The sequence below is a fragment of the Winogradskya consettensis genome, from assembly GCF_018332715.1.
Lineage (GTDB): Bacteria > Actinomycetota > Actinomycetes > Mycobacteriales > Micromonosporaceae > Actinoplanes > Actinoplanes consettensis.
Genome location: NZ_BOQP01000003.1, coordinates 291461 through 310621, shown reverse-complemented (window position 1 = coordinate 310621; position 19161 = coordinate 291461). Strand labels below are relative to the sequence as shown.

Below are 19161 nucleotides of genomic sequence, written 5' to 3'. Positions count from 1 at the left end.
GCGGCCCTCGACGGACCGCACGCGCCTCAACGCATCAGGCGCCAGTGGCCTTCGCGATGATCTCCTTCGCCACGCTCTGAGGAACTTCGGCGTAGGAGTCGAACTGCATGCTGTAACTCGCCCGGCCCTGCGTCTTCGACCGGAGGTCGCCGACGTAGCCGAACATCTCCGACAACGGCACCAGGGCCTTGATGACGCGGGCGCCGGAGCGCTCTTCCATCGACTGGATGATGCCACGGCGGGAGTTCACGTCGCCGATGACATCGCCCATGTTGTCCTCGGGCGTGGTGACCTCGACGGCCATCATCGGCTCGAGAAGAACGGGGTCGGCCTTGCGGGCCGCTTCCTTCATCACGATGGAGCCGGCGATCTTGAACGCCATTTCCGACGAGTCGACCTCGTGGAACTGACCGTCGACCAGTGTCAGCTTGACACCGACCAGCGGGTAGCCCGCGAGTACGCCGTACTGCAGCGAGTCCTGCGCACCGGCGTCGACCGAAGGGATGTACTCCTTCGGGATGCGACCACCGGAGACCGCATTGACGAACTCGTAGGTCGGGCCGTCCGCCTCGAGCGGCAGGGGCTCGACCGTGACGACGACCTTCGCGTACTGGCCGGAGCCACCGGTCTGCTTCTTGTGGACGTAGGTGAGCTTCTCCACGGTGCCGCGGATCGTCTCGCGATACGCCACCTGGGGCTTACCGATGTTGGCCTCGACGTTGAACTCGCGGCGCATGCGGTCCACCAGGATGTCCAGGTGGAGCTCGCCCATGCCGGCGATGACCGTCTGACCGGTCTCCTCGTCGTTGAAGACGCGGAAGGTCGGGTCCTCTTCGGCCAGGCGCTGGATCGCGGTGCCCAGCTTCTCCTGGTCCGACTTGGTCTTCGGCTCGATGGCGACCTGGATGACCGGCTCCGGGAACGTCATCGACTCGAGGATCACCGGGTTGGCCGGGTCGCTCAGCGTGTCACCGGTGGTGGTCTGCTTGAGACCCTGCACGGCGATGATGTCGCCGGCCTGCGCCGTCGGACGCTCTTCGCGCTTGTTGGCGTGCATCTGGTAGATCTTGCCGATCCGCTCCTTGCGGTCCTTGGTGGAGTTGACCACCTGGGAACCGGAATCGAGCGTGCCGGAGTAGACCCGGACGTACGTCAGCTTGCCGAGGTGCTTGTCCGTCTGGATCTTGAAGGCCAGGCCGGAGAAGGGCTCGCTGTTGGAGGGCTTACGCAGCATCGGCGTCTCGCCGTCCGGCGCGGTGCCCTCGATGGCCGGGACGTCCAGCGGCGACGGGAGGAAGTCGACCACGGCGTCGAGCATGGGCTGAACGCCCTTGTTCTTGAACGCCGAGCCGCACAGCACCGGGTTGGCCTTGCTGGCGATCGTGGCGCGCCGGATGGCGTCCTTGATCTCCACCTCGGTCAGGCTCTCGCCGTCGAGGTACTTCACCATCACGGCGTCATCGACGTCAGCGAGCGTCTCGATGAGCTTCTCGCGCCACTCGGTGGCCGAGTCGAGCAGATCCGCGGGGATCTCCTCGATCGCGTAGTCGTCACCCTTGGCGGTCTCGCCACGCCAGGTCAGCGCGCGCATACCGATCAGGTCGACGACACCGATGTGGTCGCCCTCGAGGCCGATCGGGATCTGCAGCACCAGGGGGGTGGCGTTGAGCCGGTCGATCATCATCTGCACGCAGCGGAAGAAGTCCGCACCGGTGCGGTCGAGCTTGTTGACGAAACACATACGCGGGACGTGGTACTTGTCCGCCTGGCGCCAGACGTTCTCGGTCTGCGGCTCCACGCCGGCAACACCGTCGTACACCGCGACGGCGCCGTCGAGCACACGCAGCGACCGCTCGACCTCGACCGTGAAGTCGACGTGGCCGGGCGTGTCGATGATCTGAATCGTGTAGCCCTTCCACTCGCACTTCGTGGCGGCGGAGGTGATCGTGATGCCGCGTTCCTGTTCCTGTTCCATCCAGTCCATGACGGCCGCGCCCTCGTGGACTTCACCGATCTTGTACGTGATGCCGGTGTAGAACAGGATGCGCTCGGTCGTCGTGGTCTTACCAGCGTCGATGTGCGCCATGATGCCGATGTTGCGTACCTTGGCGAGCGCGTCTGCGGCAGCCACTGCAATCCCTACTCTTCGTCGTCGTATCGACTTTGTTCCCGCGGGATGCCGCGGGGAGCCGGATCGACCGGTGTCCCGGCCCGGCGGTTGCCGGACCGGTAACAGGGTCCTACCAGCGGTAGTGCGCGAAGGCCTTGTTGGACTCCGCCATCTTGTGGGTGTCCTCGCGACGCTTGACAGCGGCGCCGAGACCGTTGCTCGCGTCGAGCAGCTCGTTCTGCAGCCGCTCGATCATGGTCTTCTCGCGACGGGCCTTGGAGTACTGCACCAACCAGCGCAGGCCCAGGGTGGTCTGGCGCGGGGTGCGCACCTCGACCGGCACCTGGTAGGTCGCGCCACCGACGCGGCGGCTGCGGACCTCGAGGGTCGGCTTGACGTTGTCCATGGCGCGCTTGAGCGTCACCACGGGGTCGGTGCCGCTCTTCTCCCGGGCACCTTCGAGGGCACCGTAGACGATGCGCTCGGCGAGCTGACGCTTACCGCCAACCAGGATCTTGTTCACCAGCTGGGTGACAAGCGGGGAGTTGTAAACCGGGTCCGCAACCAACGGGTGGCGCGGAGCGGGGCCTTTACGAGGCATATCAGCTCTTCTCCTTCTTCGCGCCGTAACGGCTGCGGGCCTGCTTGCGGTTGCGGACACCCTGGGTGTCCAGCGAACCACGGACGATCTTGTAGCGGACGCCCGGGAGGTCCTTCACTCGACCGCCACGCACGAGCACGATCGAGTGCTCCTGCAGGTTGTGGCCGACGCCCGGGATGTACGCCGTCACCTCGATCTGGCTGCTGAGCTTCACACGAGCGACCTTGCGCAGCGCAGAGTTCGGCTTCTTGGGGGTGGTGGTGTACACGCGCGTGCACACGCCGCGCCGCTGAGGACTTCCCTTCAGCGCCGGCGTCTTGGTCTTACTCGTCTTCGCCTGTCGGCCCTTTCGGACCAGCTGCTGGATCGTGGGCACCGGGTTTCTCCGCTCCCTTCGGCCGCCCTTCAGCGGCCGCAACGTCTTCGTTTTGCCTGGTGTGCGCACCGACCCTGGGGGTCGGCCCGCACCCGCGGTCGGGCGTGTCGTCCGGCTCACGGTCCCGCCACACGCGGTTGCGCGTAACGAGTTCTGTCATTGTCGGGCTCAGCCCGTCGTGCTCATCGCCCCGTCGTTCTACAGACTCGGGCGCACGCACGAGTTGCCCGGGCGAGCCCGGGCGCAAGGGGAAAGAGTACCCACCATTAGCACGCAGGTCAAAACGAGAGGCTCGAACATGAGCAGCTCAGACCAACCAGCTTGACGATGGACATCTCCGCTTAGCAAGTGTACCGGGTCTTCCAGGACGACAACGCCGCGGTGCCGGGTTTCACGCAGCCGGCCCCATGATGACCTCGACAGGGCGGCCTCAGGACGACTGCAACACCACTACCAACAGCAGAGTCAAGACCGCAATTCCCGCTCCCGCACCACCGCACCAGATGCCCGCGAGCGCCACACCGCCGCCTGTGAAGCGCACCCGGCCGGATTGACCTGAGCGGTTGATCTGACGCCGTGCCGCCAGACCCACCGTGATCGCTCCCCCACCGGCTATGGCACTGAGCAGAGCGAATGCACCGGCCACCAGGGCACCCCATCCCTGCGACGACCCGGCCAGGCCGAAGCAGAGCACCAGGGTGGAGACCAGGATCGCTGCGATCCCCGCCGCGAGCGCGCCGACGGCGAGCCCGGAGGTGATCGGCGGCACCCTGAGCTGCACCAGGCCGAACTCGGTGCCGGGCACGGGCTCGACCCGCTCCGGGGTCCACGCCTCTCCCGCCTTGGGCGCCATCACCGCCGGCTGTCCCGGCTGCCCGGGCCATGAACCTGGCTGTTGCGTCACCAGCTGTCCCTCTCGACCGCGTTCCCATACGTGCATGACGAGCATGTCACCCGAACGTGGCACAGCGCAGCCCGAGGGACGCCGGACGGGCTCAGTCGGTGCCGGGGGCGAAGTCCTGGCCGCCCGAACTCCCGGCGAAATGCAGCAGACCGGCGATGACGGCGACCACCAATGCGGTCAGCGCCAGGACTATGCCGGCCCAGGCCAGCGCGCGGCCGCGGCGCACCCACCTGGCCCCGAGCAGATAGCCGCCCGACGCGTAATGCTCGCGGGAGACCTGCCGGGCAAGCATCAGGGCAATCGTGGCCGGGATCACGCCCCCGATGAACGGGCCGGTGAGCAGTGCCACCAGCCCGAGGGCGAAGACGGCCCGCGCCTTGGTGGCGGGCACCGGCTCCGGGTCCATCGGATGGCGGGTGGGTGCGGCGGAGACAGGGAGCGTCACCGCTCCATTCTAGGAGTCACGCGGAGCGCCAGGAATGCCGAAGGGCGCCCGCGCGATGCGCGGACGCCCTGGGCGTGACAACTCAGATCAACAGCAGGAGATCAGCGGTACGACCCGAAGTCGAAGTCGTCCAGCGGAACAGCCTGTCCGCTGGCCGGCCCGAAGCCGTAGTCGGTCTCGGGGTACCCGGTCATCGAGTACACCTTGGCCTTCGCCTCCTCGGTCGGCTCGACCCGGATGTTGCGGTACTTGCTGATGCCCGTACCGGCCGGGATGAGCTTGCCGATGATGACGTTCTCCTTGAGGCCCACCAGCGAGTCGCTGCGCGAGTTGATCGCAGCGTCGGTGAGCACCCGGGTGGTCTCCTGGAAGGAGGCCGCCGAGAGCCAGGAGTCGGTCGCCAGCGAGGCCTTGGTGATACCCATGAGCACCGGACGACCGGCGGCGGGCTCGCCACCCTCGCCGACGATCCGGCGGTTCTCCGACTCGAAGAGCGCCCGGTCGACCAGCACGCCGGGGAGGAACTCCGCGGCACCCGAGTCGATCACCGTCACCCGCTTGAGCATCTGGCGGATGATGATCTCGATGTGCTTGTCGTGGATCAGCACACCCTGCGAGCGGTAGACCTGCTGGACCTCGGCGGTCAGGTGAACCTGAACCGCGCGCGGGCCCATGATGCGCAGGAGCTCGTGGGGGTCGATCGTGCCCTCGGTCAGCTTCTCGCCGACGGCCACGTGCCCGCCGTCGGGGATGCGCAGCTTGACGCGCTTGGAGATCTTGTCGTACACGATCTCCTCGCTGCCGTCGTCCGGGATCACGACGATCTTCCGCGAACGCTCGCCGTCCTCGATGCGCACGCGACCGGGGGTGTCGGCGATGGGCGCCTTACCCTTCGGCACGCGGGCCTCGAAGATCTCCTGCACACGGGGCAGACCCTGGGTGATGTCCTCACCCGCGACACCACCGGTGTGGAAGGTACGCATCGTCAGCTGCGTTCCCGGCTCACCGATGGACTGGGCGGCGATGATGCCGACGGCCTCGCCGATGTCGACCGACTTGCCGGTCGGCAGCGAACGGCCGTAGCAGGCCGCGCAGACGCCGAGCTTCGACTCACAGGTCAGGACGCTGCGCACCCGGACCGTCTCGACGCCGGCCGCGACGAGCGCGTCCACCATGATCGAGTTGAGGTCGTCGCCCCGCGACACCACCCGGTTGCCCTGGGCGTCGTCGATGTCGTCGGCCAGCGTGCGGGCGTGCACCCCGGTCTCGGCGTGCACGTGCACCAGGAGCGTGCCGTCCGGCTCGCGATCGGCGACCTGCATCGGGATCGCGCGGTCGGTGCCGCAGTCCTCCTCGCGGATGATCACGTCCTGCGAGACGTCCACCAGACGACGGGTCAGGTAACCCGAGTCGGCGGTACGCAGCGCGGTGTCGGCCAGACCCTTACGGGCACCGTGCGTGGAGATGAAGTACTCCAGGACGGTCAGGCCCTCGCGGTAGGACGAGGTGATCGGGCGCGGGATGATCTCGCCCTTGGGGTTGGCCACCAGACCACGGATCGCGGCAATCTGACGGAGCTGGAGGAGGTTACCGCGAGCGCCGGAGTTGATCATGACCCAGAGCGGGTTCTCCTGCGGCAGCGCGATCTCCATCTCCTTCGAGATGTCCTTCGTCGCGTTGGTCCAGATGTCGATGAGCTCGCCGCGACGTTCCTCGGCGGTCATCAGGCCACGCTGGTACTGCTTGTCGATCCGGTCGGCCTCGGCCTGGTACCGCGCGATGATCTCAGGCTTGCGCGGGGGGCCGATGACGTCGCCCATACCGATCGTCACACCGGACCAGGTGGCCCAGTGGAAACCGGCCTCCTTGAGCGCGTCCAGGGTCGCCGCGAGGGCGACCTTCGGGAAACGCTCGGCGAGGTCGTTGACGATCGCGGAGAGCTGACCCTTGCGGATCTCGTAGTTCACGTAGCGGTAGCCCGGGGGCAGCGTCTCGTTGAAGATCACCCGTCCCAGGGTGGTCTCGACGAGCAGCTTCTCGCCCGAGGTCCAGTCCTCCGGCTGCTCCCACTTCGCGTCCTTGGCGCCGTTGTCGACACCGATGATCTCCTGCAGGCGGATCTTCACCTTGGCCTGCAGGTGCAGCTCGCCGTTGTCGAACGCCATCCGAGCCTCGGCGTCCGAGCTGAAGACCCGGCCCTCACCCTTCGCACCCTTGGTGAGGTGCGTCAGGTAGTAGAGGCCGATGACCATGTCCTGGGTGGGCATGGTGACCGGCTTGCCGTCGGCCGGCTTGAGGATGTTGTTCGACGAGAGCATCAGGATCCGCGCCTCGGCCTGGGCCTCGGCGGACAGCGGCACGTGGACCGCCATCTGGTCACCGTCGAAGTCGGCGTTGAACGCCGTACAGACGAGCGGGTGGATCTGGATCGCCTTGCCCTCGACCAGCTGCGGTTCGAAGGCCTGGATGCCGAGACGGTGCAGGGTCGGCGCGCGGTTCAGCAGCACGGGGTGCTCGCTGATGACCTCTTCGAGGACGTCCCACACGACGGGGCGCTGACGCTCGACCATCCGCTTGGCCGACTTGATGTTCTGCGCGTGGTTCAGGTCCACCAGGCGCTTCATCACGAACGGCTTGAAGAGCTCCAGCGCCATCTGCTTGGGCAGACCGCACTGGTGCAGCTTGAGCCGCGGGCCGACGACGATGACCGAACGGCCGGAGTAGTCGACGCGCTTGCCGAGCAGGTTCTGACGGAACCGGCCCTGCTTGCCCTTGAGCATGTCGGACAGCGACTTGAGCGGGCGGTTACCCGGGCCGGTGACCGGCCGGCCACGGCGGCCGTTGTCGAACAGTGCGTCGACGGCCTCCTGCAGCATCCGCTTCTCGTTGTTCACGATGATCTCAGGGGCGCCCAGGTCGATCAGGCGCTTGAGGCGGTTGTTGCGGTTGATGACCCGGCGGTACAGGTCGTTCAGGTCGCTCGTCGCGAACCGGCCACCGTCGAGCTGCACCATCGGGCGCAGGTCCGGCGGGATGACCGGGACGCAGTCCAGGACCATGCCCAGGGGCGAGTTGCGCGTGTTCAGGAACGCCGCGACAACCTTCAGGCGCTTGAGCGCGCGGATCTTGCGCTGGCCCTTGCCCGTGCGGATGATCTCGCGCAGGTTCTCGGCCTCGGCGACCAGGTCCATGTTCTGGAGCAGCGCCTTGATGGCCTCGGCACCCATGCCACCGGTGAAGTACTCACCGAAGCGGTCCCGCAGCTCGCGGTAGAGCAGCTCGTCGGTGACCAGCTGCTTCGAGTCGAGCTTGCGGAAGGTGTCGAGCACCTCGTCGAGGCGGTCGATCTCGCGCTGCGCCTTGTCACGGATCTGGCGCATCTCGCGCTCGCCAGCTTCCTTGACCTTGCGGCGCACGTCAGCCTTGGCACCCTCGGCCTCGAGCTCGGCCAGGTCCTGCTCCAGCTTGGCGGCGCGCTTCTCGATCTCCGAGTCGCGGCTGTTCTCGGACTGGCGCTTCTCGGCGAAGATCTCGTTCTCGATGGTGGACATGTCGCGGTGACGCGCCTCGGCGTCAACGCTCGTGATCACGTACGAGGCGAAGTAAATGATCTTCTCGAGATCCTTGGGCGCCAGGTCGAGCAGGTAGCCCAGGCGGCTCGGCACACCCTTGAAGTACCAGATGTGCGTGACCGACGCGGCGAGCTCGATGTGGCCCATGCGCTCACGACGGACCTTGGACCGGGTCACCTCGACGCCGCAGCGCTCACAGATGATGCCCTTGAACCGGACCCGCTTGTATTTTCCGCAGTAGCACTCCCAGTCGCGCTGAGGGCCGAAGATCTTCTCGCAGAAGAGTCCGTCCTTCTCAGGCTTCAGGGTGCGGTAGTTGATCGTCTCGGGCTTCTTGACCTCGCCGTGCGACCACTGGCGGATGTCGTCAGCGGTGGCCAGGCCGATGCGCAACTCGTCGAAGAAGTTGACGTCCAGCACTTGGTCTATCCCTCGTGTTTCCTTGCTCGGATGAATTCCAGGCCGGCGGGGGGCGTCCCCGGCGAGTCGAAGCTCACCGGGGACGCTCTCCGTCAGATCTCTTCGACGCTGCTGACGCCCTCGTTCGGGCGCCGCGACAGGTCGATGCCGAGTTCCTCCGCGGCCCGGAAGACCTCGTCGTCCGTCTCGCGCATCTCCAGGGCCACGCCGTCGCTGGAAAGCACCTCAACGTTCAGGCACAGCGACTGCAGCTCCTTGAGCAGCACCTTGAAGGACTCGGGGATGCCCGGCTCCGGGATGTTCTCGCCCTTGACGATTGCCTCGTAGACCTTCACGCGGCCGAGAACGTCGTCGGACTTGATGGTCAGCAGCTCCTGCAGTGCGTAAGCCGCACCGTAGGCCTGCATCGCCCAGCACTCCATCTCGCCGAACCGCTGGCCACCGAACTGCGCCTTACCACCCAGCGGCTGCTGCGTGATCATGGAGTAGGGGCCGGTCGAACGAGCGTGGATCTTGTCGTCGACCAGGTGGTTCAGCTTCAGGATGTAGACGTAGCCGACGGAGATCGGGTCGGGCAGCGGCTCGCCGGAACGACCGTCGAAGAGCTGCGCCTTGCCGTCACCGTTGACCAGCCGCTTCCCGTCACGGTTGACGAGAGTCGACTCGAGGAGACCCTTGATCTCCTCTTCCTGCGCGCCGTCGAAGACCGGGGTCGCGACGTTCGAGTCCTTGGGGGACTCGTGCGCCTCGATGGCCCGCAGCTGACGCTTCCACTCGGAGTCGTCGCCCTCGACCTCCCAGCCGGTCTTGGCGATCCACCCGAGGTGGGTCTCCAGAACCTGGCCGATGTTCATACGCGAGGGCACACCCAGCGGGTTCAGCACGATGTCGACCGGGGTGCCGTCCTCAAGGAACGGCATGTCCTCGATCGGCAGGATCTTCGAGATGACACCCTTGTTGCCGTGCCGGCCGGCGAGCTTGTCGCCGTCCTGGATCTTGCGCTTCTGTGCCACGTAGACGCGAACGAGCTCGTTCACGCCCGGGGGCAGCTCGTCGCCGTCCTCGCGGGAGAAGGTCCGGACGCCGATGACCGTGCCGGTCTCGCCGTGCGGAACCTTCAGCGAGGTGTCCCGGACCTCACGCGCCTTCTCACCGAAGATCGCGCGGAGCAGGCGCTCCTCGGGGGTGAGCTCGGTCTCGCCCTTGGGCGTGACCTTGCCGACCAGGATGTCGCCGGGCACAACCTCGGCACCGATCCGGATGATGCCGCGCTCGTCCAGGTCAGCGAGCATTTCCTCGCTGACGTTGGGGATGTCGCGGGTGATCTCTTCCGGGCCGAGCTTGGTGTCGCGCGCGTCGACCTCGTGCTCCTCGATGTGGATCGAGGTGAGCACGTCCTGCTGCACGAGGCGCTGCGACAGAATGATCGCGTCCTCGTAGTTGTGGCCTTCCCAGCACATGAACGCGACGAGCAGGTTGCGGCCGAGGGCCATCTCCCCCTCGTCGGTGCACGGACCGTCGGCTACGACCTGGCCTGCCTCGACCCGGTCGCCTTCGAAGACGACGGGCTTCTGGTTGACACAGGAGCCGGCGTTGCTGCGACGGAACTTGTGCAGCAGGTACGTACGGCGGTGGCCGTCGTCCTGGTGGACCGTCACGTAGTCGGCGCAGAGGTCCTCGACCACACCGCCGACCTCGGCCACGACCACGTCGCCGGCGTCGACCGCGGCACGGTATTCCATGCCGGTGCCGACCAGCGGCGCCTCGGCCTTGACCAGCGGCACCGCCTGACGCTGCATGTTCGCACCCATGAGGGCGCGGTTGGCGTCGTCGTGCTCGAGGAACGGGATCATCGCCGTCGCGACCGAGGTCATCTGCCGCGGCGAGACGTCCATGTAGTCGACGTCCGTGCCGGGCACGTAGTCGACCTCACCGCCCTTACGGCGGACCAGGACGCGATCCTGTGCGAACGTGTTGTCCGCGGCGAGCGTGGCGTTCGCCTGCGCCTTGATGTACCGGTCTTCCTCGTCCGCGGTGAGGTAGTCGACCTGGTCGGTGACCACGCCGTTGTCCACCTTGCGGTACGGGGTCTCGACGAAACCGAACGGGTTGACCCGCGCGAACGTCGAGAGAGCACCGATCAGGCCGATGTTCGGGCCTTCCGGCGTCTCGATCGGGCACATCCGGCCATAGTGGGACGGGTGCACGTCACGGACCTCGAAGCCGGCCCGCTCACGGGACAGACCACCCGGGCCGAGCGCGCTCAGCCGGCGCCGGTGGGTCAGGCCCGCCAGCGGGTTGGTCTGGTCCATGAACTGCGACAGCTGCGACGTGCCGAAGAACTCCTTGATCGCAGCCACCACGGGGCGGATGTTGATCAGGGTCTGCGGCGTGATCGCCTCGACGTCCTGCGTCGTCATGCGCTCGCGGACAACCCGCTCCATGCGGGAGAGGCCGACGCGAACCTGGTTCTGGATCAGCTCGCCGACGGTACGCAGGCGACGGTTGCCGAAGTGGTCGATGTCGTCGGCCTCGTAGCCTTCCTCACCGGCGTGCAGCCGGCAGAGGTAGTCCACGGTCTTGACGATGTCTTCTTCGGTGAGCGTGCCGCGGACGATCGGTACGTCGATGTCCAGCTTCTTGTTGAACTTGTAACGGCCGACCTTGGCGACGTCGTACCTCTTCGGGTTGAAGAAGAGGTTGTCGAGCAGGGTCTGCGCGTTCTCCCGGGTCGGGGGCTCGCCGGGACGGAGCTTGCGGTAGATGTCGAGCAGGGCCTCGTCCTGCCCGCCGATGTGGTCCTTCTCGAGCGTCGTCATGAGCAGCTCGGACCAGCCGAACCGCTCCCGGATCTGGTCCGCGGACCAGCCGATCGCCTTGAGCAGGACGGTGACTGCCTGCCGGCGCTTGCGGTCGATGCGGACACCGACGGTGTCGCGCTTGTCGATGTCGAACTCGAGCCAGGCGCCCCGGCTCGGAATGACCTTGACGCTGGAAAGGTCACGGTCGGAGGTCTTGTCCGGCTCCTTGGTGAAGTACACGCCCGGCGAACGGACGAGCTGACTCACCACGACGCGCTCGGTGCCGTTGATGACGAACGTCCCCTTGGGGGTCATCATCGGGAAGTCACCCATGAACACGGTCTGGCTCTTGATCTCGCCAGTGGTGTTGTTGGTGAACTCCGCGGTCACGAACAGCGGTGCGCAGTAGGTCAGGTCCTTCTCCTTGCACTCCTCGATCGAGGCCTTGACCTCGTCGAAGCGCGGAGCGGAGAAGGACAGTGACATGGTGCCGGAGAAGTCCTCAATGGGACTGATCTCCTCAAGGATCTCTGCGAGGCCCGAGTGGGCGTGCGGATCGTCCGTCGTGCGGGTCTGCCAAGCCTCGTTACCCACCAACCAGTCGAACGAGTCCGTCTGGAGGGCAAGGAGGTTGGGGACCTCAAGCTGCTCTTGGATCCGGCCGAACGAGATACGGCGGGGAGCGTAAGCGCTCGACGTACGGCTGGTCTTCGCAGGGCGGGAAGCTGCCAAGATGCGTCCTTCCGAGGACCGGTGCTGCTGATGCGGCTGAGCTGCTGATGCAACTGCTGCGCTGTCTACTGCCCTGGGCACTCCAATGGACCCCCAGGAAATCATCCTGATGGATGTCCCTGCAGGGCTCAAGGCAGAAGGCAGCGCAAACTAGCAGTGTAGCCGCTCGGCTAACCGCTGTCCAGCCCACACCTGAGGGTGCCTGCGGAACACGTCCCGAACGCCTCTGACCTGCACCTTTATCGGTGCTCCCCGGTCAGTGCCTCAGCGGGACCGCTCAACGCGGCGTGCTGCCCTCCGGTGCCGGTCCGCAGGAGCCGACAAAATCTCGGCTGCCTCAGGACGGCTGTCGCAAGCGCGGAAACTTGCTGATGTCAGCGTGCCTGTCAGCGGACACACAGTCAAGGGTTGTGCCGCGGGTCGAACATGTGCCGTCGTCCCGCAGACGCCGCACTGCGCCTGAGAATCAGCATAAAAGATGATTGGCCGTTTTCGTCAGTCGTCCATCCGACCGCCGAGGAAACAGCTCCTGACCTGCGCTTCTATCCGGATGCGCGAACGAGCGGAGACCCGGTGAGGGGTCCCCGCTCGTGCGAGGTGGTGCGGTGGAGCCTCAGGTCACTTGAGGGTGACCTTGGCGCCCTCGCCCTCGAGCTTGGCCTTGGCGGCCTCGGCCTTCTCCTTGTCGACACCCTCGAGGATCGCCTTGGGGGCGGCCTCAACGGCGTCCTTGGCCTCCTTGAGGCCCAGGCCGGTCAGCTCACGCACGACCTTGATGACCTGGATCTTCTTGCCACCGTCAGCCTCGAGGACGACGTCGAAGGAGTCCTTCTCCGGCTCGGCCTCGGCAACGGCGGCGGCGGGGCCGGCAACCGCGACGGGGGCGGCGGCGGTGACCTCGAAGACCTCTTCGAACTGCTTCACGAACTCGGAGAGCTCGATGAGGGTCATTTCCTTGAACGCGTCGAGCAGCTCGTCGGTGCTGAGCTTCGCCATGTCTGGCAACCTTTCGTTGGTTCTGTGGGTGTTAAGTCACTCCGCGCGGGCCGAATCAGGCCTCGGCGGAACCGTCCTGCGCGCGCTTGTCCTGCAGTGCAGCCGCCAGGCGTGCGACCTGGGCGAGCGGGGCCTGGAAGGTCGCCGCTGCCTTGGTCAGGTTGCCCTTCATGGCGCCGGCCAGCTTGGCCAGCAGCACCTCACGGGACTCGAGGTCGGCGATCTTGCCAACCTCGGCGGCCGAGATGGCCTTGCCCTCGAAGACGCCGCCCTTGATCACCAGCGCGGGGTTGGCCTTGGCGAAGGCACGAAGGCCCTTGGCCGCCTCGACCGGGTCGCCGCTGACGAAGGCGAGCGCGGTAGGACCGGCGAAGAGCGCGTCGAGACCCTCGATGCCCGCGTCGGTGGCAGCACGCTTCGCGAGCGTGTTCTTCGACACGGAGTACTTGGTCTCGCGGCCGAGAGTGCGACGCAGTTCACTGATCTCGGCAACCGTGAGACCGCGGTACTCGGTCAACAGGGTGGCTGACGAGTTACGGAACTGCTCCGTGAGCTCGGCAACGGCAGAGGCCTTATCGGCCCGGACCGGCTTGTCCGCCATGTCCCTCCTCTCAATGCTCGAAGATCCGCTGGTGGGTAAGCGGGCCCGAACATGAGAAACGCCCCGGCGCAGGGCGCACGGGGCGGGACATGGGCACCAGAGGCGCCTTCATGATCACGAACCGTTCTCCCCTGCGCGGGCCGCCCGCATGTCGCGGGACCTTCGTCCGAACCTGCCGTCTTTCGACGACGAATCGGATACCAGCGGTCTATGGGTGGAACTCTGCCTCAGAGGTTACGCGGAGAAGCGCCCGGATCCAAATCGGCTCACGAGCGCCGGCGCCGGACCGCGACGTATCCGGCGAGAACGGCACCGCACCACACGACCGCCCAGCCGACGATCAGCAGGAAGGCCCCTGCGCCGGGCACGGGCACCTCGGCGAGCGCGCGGGAGACAGCCATCACCGGCGGCACCGACCAGGGCGCGATCGAGCCGCGCAGCCCTAGAACGACCACGAGCACCGACCCCGTGACGAGCACCACGACCCCATTGCGGACCGTACGCGTAACGGCCCGGCAAGCAACCGACCCGAGCGCCACCCCCGCCCCCAGAGCCAGCACATGAGCGAGCACCCCGAGACCGACACCGGCGACGATCGAGGTCTCCCCCGGCTTCGGTGGACCGATCGCGCCCATCACCAGCGGAACGGCGATCGCCACGACGGTGAACGCCAGCCCGGCCGCAACGGCGGCGAGAGCGCCCGCGGCGGACTCCCGGGCCGCGCCCACGGCGACGCGGGCAAGGCGGCGCTGAACGTCCGGCTCGGCGTCCAGGACCACCTTGGTGAGCCAGGCGAAGACCGGGAACAGCATGGCCGCCGAATATCCGTAGGCGGAGGCAGCCGGCGACTGGCCGCCGCCGTGGATGATGCCGAGCACGACGAGCCCGGCGATCAGGGGTGCGAGGATCCGGCCACCGCGGACGAGGGCCACGAGGCGCATCCGAGCCAGCGCGATCGTCATGCGCGCTCCTCGCGTACCCGGAGAATGCGGTGACCCTCGGCACTCAGCCGGGCCATCACCTGGTCCGCCTCCGCTCGCGCGACGGCAAGCTCGAGAATGACGTCCTCGGGGGCGGGCTCCGGGGCGGGGACACCCGTGACCACCGTGCCGTTCTGCACGCTCCAGCGGATCGCACCCGGCAGCGACGCGATCTCGCCGCGGTGATCGCTGATCAGGACCGCTCCCCCGGCGCGGGTAACCTCGGCGACGATCTGCGGGACCAGGGTGCGGGCAGCGGAGTCCAGGCCCTCCCACGGCTCGTCCAGGACCAGCAGACCCGGCGGGACCAGGAGGGCCTGGGCGAGGCCGACCTTCTGTGCCGTGCCCTTGGAGAGCGCGCCGAGCCGGAGGTGGCGGTGCTCACCGAGGCCGAGCCGCTCGACCCACTGATCGATCTCGGACCGGCTCCGCGACCCGCGCAGACCCCGCAGGGCTGCCATAGCGGTCAGGTACTGCTCGGTCGTGAACGGCTGGTCGGCGGGGAAGCGCTCGGGGACCCAGCCCACGACCGGCGGGCGGTCCAGGACCGCGCCACGGACCGGCTCCAGGACGCCGGCGGCCAGCTGGAGAAGGGTGGACTTACCCGCACCGTTGCGGCCCAGCACGACCACCGTGGCGCCAGGGTCGACCGTGGCGTTCACTTCCGTGAGCGCCCAGCCGGCGCGGCGCGCGTAGCGGAACCAGGTCTGGTCGAATCGCACGCGGGCAGCCTTGCACAAAAAAAGCCCCCGGGGATGTCCCCGGGGGCTTTCATGACAAACGGTGCGATCAGGCGTCAGCGTTGTCGCGCAGGTTCTTGACGACCTTCGGGTCGACCGGCACGCCGGGGCCCATCGTGGTGCTGACGGTGACCTTCTTGAGGTAGGTGCCCTTGGCGGCCGACGGCTTGGCCCGCAGGACCTCGTCGAGCACCGCGCCGTAGTTCTCGAGGAGCTGCTCGGCCGAGAACGACGCCTTGCCGATGATCAGGTGCAGGTTGGAGTGCTTGTCCACCCGGAACGTGATCTTGCCGCCCTTGATGTCGGACACGGCCTTGGTGACGTCCACGGTGACCGTGCCGGTCTTCGGGTTGGGCATGAGGCCACGGGGGCCGAGGATCCGGGCGATCCGGCCGATCTTGGCCATCTGGTCCGGGGTGGCGATCGCGGCGTCGAAGTCGAGCCAGCCACCCTGGATGCGGGCCACGAGCTCGTCCGTGCCGACCTCGTCCGCACCGGCGGCGACGGCCTCTTCGGCCTTGGCGCCCTGGGCGAAGACGATGACGCGGGCGGTCTTGCCCGTGCCGTGCGGCAGGTTGACGACGCCACGGACCATCTGGTCAGCCTTACGCGGGTCGACACCGAGGCGCATCGCGACCTCGACCGTGGCGTCGAACTTGGCGGTGCTGCTGTCCTTGGCCAGGGAAACGGCCTCGGCGGGCGCGTAGAGCGAGTCGAGGTTGATCGACTCGGCGGCCTTGCGGTAAGCCTTGCTGCGCTGCATTTTCTTTTACTCCTGTGGTAGATGGCGGGGCTGGAGAGCCCCTCCCACGACGAACCAGGTCAGATCTTGGCGACCTGGTTGAAGTTCAGCTCGACCGGGGTCTCCCGGCCGAAGATGGACACCAGCACCTTCAACTTCTGCTGGTCGGCATTGATTTCCGAGATGGAGGCCGGCAGCGAGGCGAACGCGCCGTCGGTCACGGTGACCGAGTCGCCGACCTCGAAGTCGAGCACCCTGATCTCGGGCTTCGCCTTCTTCTCCTCCGCCACGACGGCCGGTGCCAGCCACTTCAGCACCTCGTCGAGCGAGAGCGGAGCCGGGCGGTCGACGCGGTCGGTGGCACCGACGAAGCCGGTCACACCGGGCGTGTTGCGCACACAGGAGTAGGACTCCGGGCTGAGGTCCATCCGGACCAGGATGTAGCCGGGGAAGACCTTGGCCTGCACCTGGTTGCGCTTGCCGTTCTTGACCTCGACCTCTTCGCGGGTCGGCACCTCGACCTGGAAGATGAAATCCTCCATGTCGAGGCTCGTGATCCGGGTCTCGAGGTTGGTCTTGACCTTGTTCTCGTAGCCGGCGTAGGAGTGCACGACGTACCAGTCGCCCGGCGCGTAACGCAGCTTCTGACGCAGCTCGGCCACGGGGTCGTAGTTCTCGTCAACGTCGGGAGCGACCTCGTCCTCGGCCTCGGCGGCCTCGTCCTCGGTGGCACCGTCCTCGACAGCCTCGTCCGAATCGATCGCCTCGGCGGCCTCGGCGGGCTCAGCGGCGGCCTCGACCGACTCGGCGTCGCCCGCCGTGGCCACCGACGACTGCTCGTCGGCGGCGGAGCCCTTCTCGAGGGCGGCGGTCTCGTCGTCGTACTCAGGCACGCTTGCTCACTTCCGTAACTATCAGCTTCAGTTGCCGAACGACGCCAGGATGGCCTTGCCGAACCCGTAGTCCAGAACGGCCACGATCGTGGTCATCACAGTGACGAAGGCGATGACGACGCCCGTGTAGGTCAGCAATTCCTTACGCGTCGGCCAGATGACCTTACGCAGCTCACCGACAACCTCGCGGAAGAAACCACCGAAGCGTCCACTGCGCCGGGATTCCTTCTTCGGCTTGCTCTTGTCGGAGCTCTCGGCGTCGGAAGTCTCGTTGCGCTCAGCGGTCCCGCCGCCGACGGCCACCGGCTCGTCGTCAGCGACGACGTCATCCGCAACAACGGAGTCGTCGAACGCCTCGTCGTCGCCGGGGCGGTCAGCGTCGTCACCGGGTCGCTTACTCTCGGCCACTTCGCCCTCTTCCGTCATCGGTCGGTGGTGGTTCCTGGGCACCTGACGCGGCGCCTAGGTCGTACCGGCGGCCCGCGCCGGGCGGTCCGCCGCCGGGCCGATACGGGTCGGTGCGCAGGGGTGACAGGACTTGAACCTGCAGCCTGCGGTTTTGGAGACCGCTGCTCTGCCAATTGAGCTACACCCCTATGTGCGGCTGCTCAGCCTGCTTCCCGAACGTTTTCACATACGGAAGGCAGGGACGATTAGCCCCACGGCGAACCAGTGTACGGGTAGAGAGCCGGGTTGCCCAACCCGGCCCACCCACCCATCACGCTGAGCCTTCCCGCAGCGGAAAACCCAGGCCAAATCACCTTTTACGGATCACAGCCTTGCCCAGCGAAAGAACCTTGACCCCGTCGCAGGTCGCCACGACGTCAATCTTGGTCAGCCCGTCGTCGGTGACTTCCTTGATGACGCCGGTCACGACGACCTCGGTGCCCTCGTCGGTGTCGGGCACGGGGACCGGGCGGGCGAAGCGCACGCCGTACTCCACGACCGCGTCAGGGGCACCAGCCCACGTGGACACGGCCCGACCGGCGAGCGCCATCGTGAACATGCCGTGGGCGATCACACCGGGCAGGCCGACGCTCTGCGCGATCCGCTCGCTCCAGTGGATCGTGTTGAAGTCGCCGGACGCGCCCGCGTAACGGATCAGGTCGGCCCGGGTGATCCGGAAGGTCTGGGGCGGCAGCTGCTCAGCCATGATCAGCCCTCTCCACGCTGGACAAGCTTGGACCAGACCGAGACGACGGCCTCGCCGGCCTCGGTGGTGACGTCGGTGCGGGTGGTGAGGAACTCGTGGCCGCCCCGCGAGATGATCTCCTCGACGGTGTTCACGCAGACGAGAGCATCACCCGCGACCACCGGACGGGTGTACGCGAAGCGCTGGTCCCCGTGCACGACCCGGCTGTAGTCGATGCCGAGGTCGGGGTCGGCGACGACCTGCCGGTTGGCGGCCATCGTGATCACGACGGGGAACGTCGGCGGGGCCACGATGTCCGGATAGCCGGCGGCACGCGCGGCCTCGGGGTCGTGATATTCGGCGTCGGTGGCGCCGATCGCGGTGGCGAACTCGCGGATCTTCTCGCGACCCACCTGGTAGGGCTCGGTGGCCGGCCAGCTGCGGCCGACGAAGGACTGGTCCAAGGGCATGCGCCGAAACTACCTTGAAACACTGGCCGTGCAGAAATACGAAAATGGCGGCCACCCGTCGCCGGGTGCCGCCATCTCGGTGTTGCTACAGGTCAGCGCGTTTCGCGGTGCAGGGTGTGCTTCCCGTCCCGGGGGCAGAACTTCTTCAGCTCGATGCGGTCCGGGTCGTTACGGCGGTTCTTGCGCGTGATGTAGTTGCGCTCCTTGCACTCCGTACACGCCAAGGTGATCTTGGGACGGACGTCGGTCGCCTTGGCCACGGCGGGGTGCCTTCCTGCTCACGGGATTCACTACGACATGTGAGAGTAACTGCTTGCTACTCGGACATGCAAAACGCCGGACATTCGTCCGGTTTCGTACGTCAATTCGGGGGTGAACCCGAACCAGTAGCGGTGGCCGGACTTGAACCGGCGACACAGCGATTATGAGCCGCTTGCTCTACCATCTGAGCTACACCGCCGCGCCAGGCTGAAATACCGCGCCTGAGGGCGGATCACGAACCCGGTTTGGAGCCCCCTTACGGAATCGAACCGTAGACCTTCTCCTTACCATGGAGACGCTCTGCCGACTGAGCTAAGGGGGCGCTCTCGCGATCTCTCGCTTGTTGCGCAGACAGAAGCTTACACAACTCCGCTCCCGAGGTGAA

The 19161-nt window shown here is 66.8% G+C and carries 17 protein-coding genes and 3 tRNA genes; all 20 read right to left on the bottom strand.

The genetic code is table 11. From position 1 onward, the window contains the following. Positions 1-34 precede the first annotated feature (34 nt). Positions 35-2131, bottom strand: coding sequence for an elongation factor G (gene fusA / locus Aco04nite_RS03350; protein ID WP_212995686.1), 2097 nt, complete (start codon positions 2129-2131; stop codon positions 35-37). A 109-nt stretch (positions 2132-2240) separates the two neighbouring features. Further along, entirely contained in the window at positions 2241-2711 is a 471-nt protein-coding gene (rpsG, locus tag Aco04nite_RS03345) for a 30S ribosomal protein S7 (protein ID WP_203836410.1), read from the bottom strand. 1 nt (position 2712) lies between these two features. Beyond that, entirely contained in the window at positions 2713-3087 is a 375-nt protein-coding gene (rpsL, locus tag Aco04nite_RS03340; protein WP_014440718.1) for a 30S ribosomal protein S12, read from the bottom strand. Between the two features lie 430 nt (positions 3088-3517). Next, on the bottom strand, positions 3518-3991 hold the full coding sequence (locus Aco04nite_RS03335; RefSeq protein WP_244875713.1) for a hypothetical protein: 474 nt from the start codon (positions 3989-3991) through the stop codon (positions 3518-3520). 91 nt (positions 3992-4082) lie between these two features. Further along, the gene (locus Aco04nite_RS03330; protein ID WP_212995759.1) at positions 4083-4397 is read right to left on the bottom strand and encodes a hypothetical protein; all 315 of its coding nucleotides are present in this window, start codon (positions 4395-4397) and stop codon (positions 4083-4085) included. Positions 4398-4537: 140 nt separating this feature from the next. Then, positions 4538-8428 (bottom strand): DNA-directed RNA polymerase subunit beta', encoded by a 3891-nt coding sequence (locus tag Aco04nite_RS03325; RefSeq protein ID WP_212995685.1) that lies wholly within the window; start codon positions 8426-8428, stop codon positions 4538-4540. A 92-nt stretch (positions 8429-8520) separates the two neighbouring features. Next, on the bottom strand, positions 8521-11961 hold the full coding sequence (rpoB, locus tag Aco04nite_RS03320) for a DNA-directed RNA polymerase subunit beta (RefSeq protein ID WP_203836412.1): 3441 nt from the start codon (positions 11959-11961) through the stop codon (positions 8521-8523). A 618-nt stretch (positions 11962-12579) separates the two neighbouring features. Beyond that, on the bottom strand, positions 12580-12957 hold the full coding sequence (gene rplL, locus Aco04nite_RS03315) for a 50S ribosomal protein L7/L12 (RefSeq protein WP_212995684.1): 378 nt from the start codon (positions 12955-12957) through the stop codon (positions 12580-12582). A 55-nt stretch (positions 12958-13012) separates the two neighbouring features. Continuing rightward, positions 13013-13558 carry a 50S ribosomal protein L10 gene (gene rplJ, locus Aco04nite_RS03310; RefSeq protein ID WP_212995683.1) on the bottom strand — a complete coding sequence of 182 codons (546 nt, stop codon included), beginning with the start codon at positions 13556-13558 and terminating at the stop codon, positions 13013-13015. 266 nt (positions 13559-13824) lie between these two features. Beyond that, entirely contained in the window at positions 13825-14520 is a 696-nt protein-coding gene (locus Aco04nite_RS03305; RefSeq protein WP_212995682.1) for a hypothetical protein, read from the bottom strand. Next, positions 14517-15260 (bottom strand): ATP-binding cassette domain-containing protein, encoded by a 744-nt coding sequence (locus Aco04nite_RS03300; RefSeq protein WP_212995681.1) that lies wholly within the window; start codon positions 15258-15260, stop codon positions 14517-14519. Before Aco04nite_RS03300 ends, Aco04nite_RS03305 begins: the two co-directional genes overlap by 4 nt. Positions 15261-15327: 67 nt before the next feature. Next, entirely contained in the window at positions 15328-16041 is a 714-nt protein-coding gene (gene rplA, locus Aco04nite_RS03295; protein ID WP_212995680.1) for a 50S ribosomal protein L1, read from the bottom strand. Between the two features lie 59 nt (positions 16042-16100). Continuing rightward, a complete protein-coding gene (gene nusG / locus Aco04nite_RS03290; protein WP_212995679.1) occupies positions 16101-16913 on the bottom strand; it encodes a transcription termination/antitermination protein NusG in 813 nt (270 codons plus the stop codon). Between the two features lie 27 nt (positions 16914-16940). Continuing rightward, positions 16941-17321, bottom strand: coding sequence for a preprotein translocase subunit SecE (secE, locus tag Aco04nite_RS03285; RefSeq protein ID WP_203836418.1), 381 nt, complete (start codon positions 17319-17321; stop codon positions 16941-16943). A 115-nt stretch (positions 17322-17436) separates the two neighbouring features. Continuing rightward, positions 17437-17509 (bottom strand) — tRNA-Trp (locus tag Aco04nite_RS03280). A 161-nt stretch (positions 17510-17670) separates the two neighbouring features. Beyond that, the gene (locus tag Aco04nite_RS03275; RefSeq protein WP_212995678.1) at positions 17671-18066 is read right to left on the bottom strand and encodes a MaoC family dehydratase; all 396 of its coding nucleotides are present in this window, start codon (positions 18064-18066) and stop codon (positions 17671-17673) included. A gap of 2 nt (positions 18067-18068) precedes the next feature. Next, the gene (locus tag Aco04nite_RS03270) at positions 18069-18515 is read right to left on the bottom strand and encodes a MaoC family dehydratase N-terminal domain-containing protein (protein WP_212995677.1); all 447 of its coding nucleotides are present in this window, start codon (positions 18513-18515) and stop codon (positions 18069-18071) included. Between the two features lie 92 nt (positions 18516-18607). Then, the gene (gene rpmG, locus Aco04nite_RS03265) at positions 18608-18775 is read right to left on the bottom strand and encodes a 50S ribosomal protein L33 (protein ID WP_067495822.1); all 168 of its coding nucleotides are present in this window, start codon (positions 18773-18775) and stop codon (positions 18608-18610) included. Between the two features lie 127 nt (positions 18776-18902). Then, positions 18903-18975, bottom strand: a tRNA-Met gene (locus tag Aco04nite_RS03260). A 47-nt stretch (positions 18976-19022) separates the two neighbouring features. After that, positions 19023-19098 (bottom strand) — tRNA-Thr (locus Aco04nite_RS03255). Between the last annotated feature and the right edge of the window lie 63 nt (positions 19099-19161).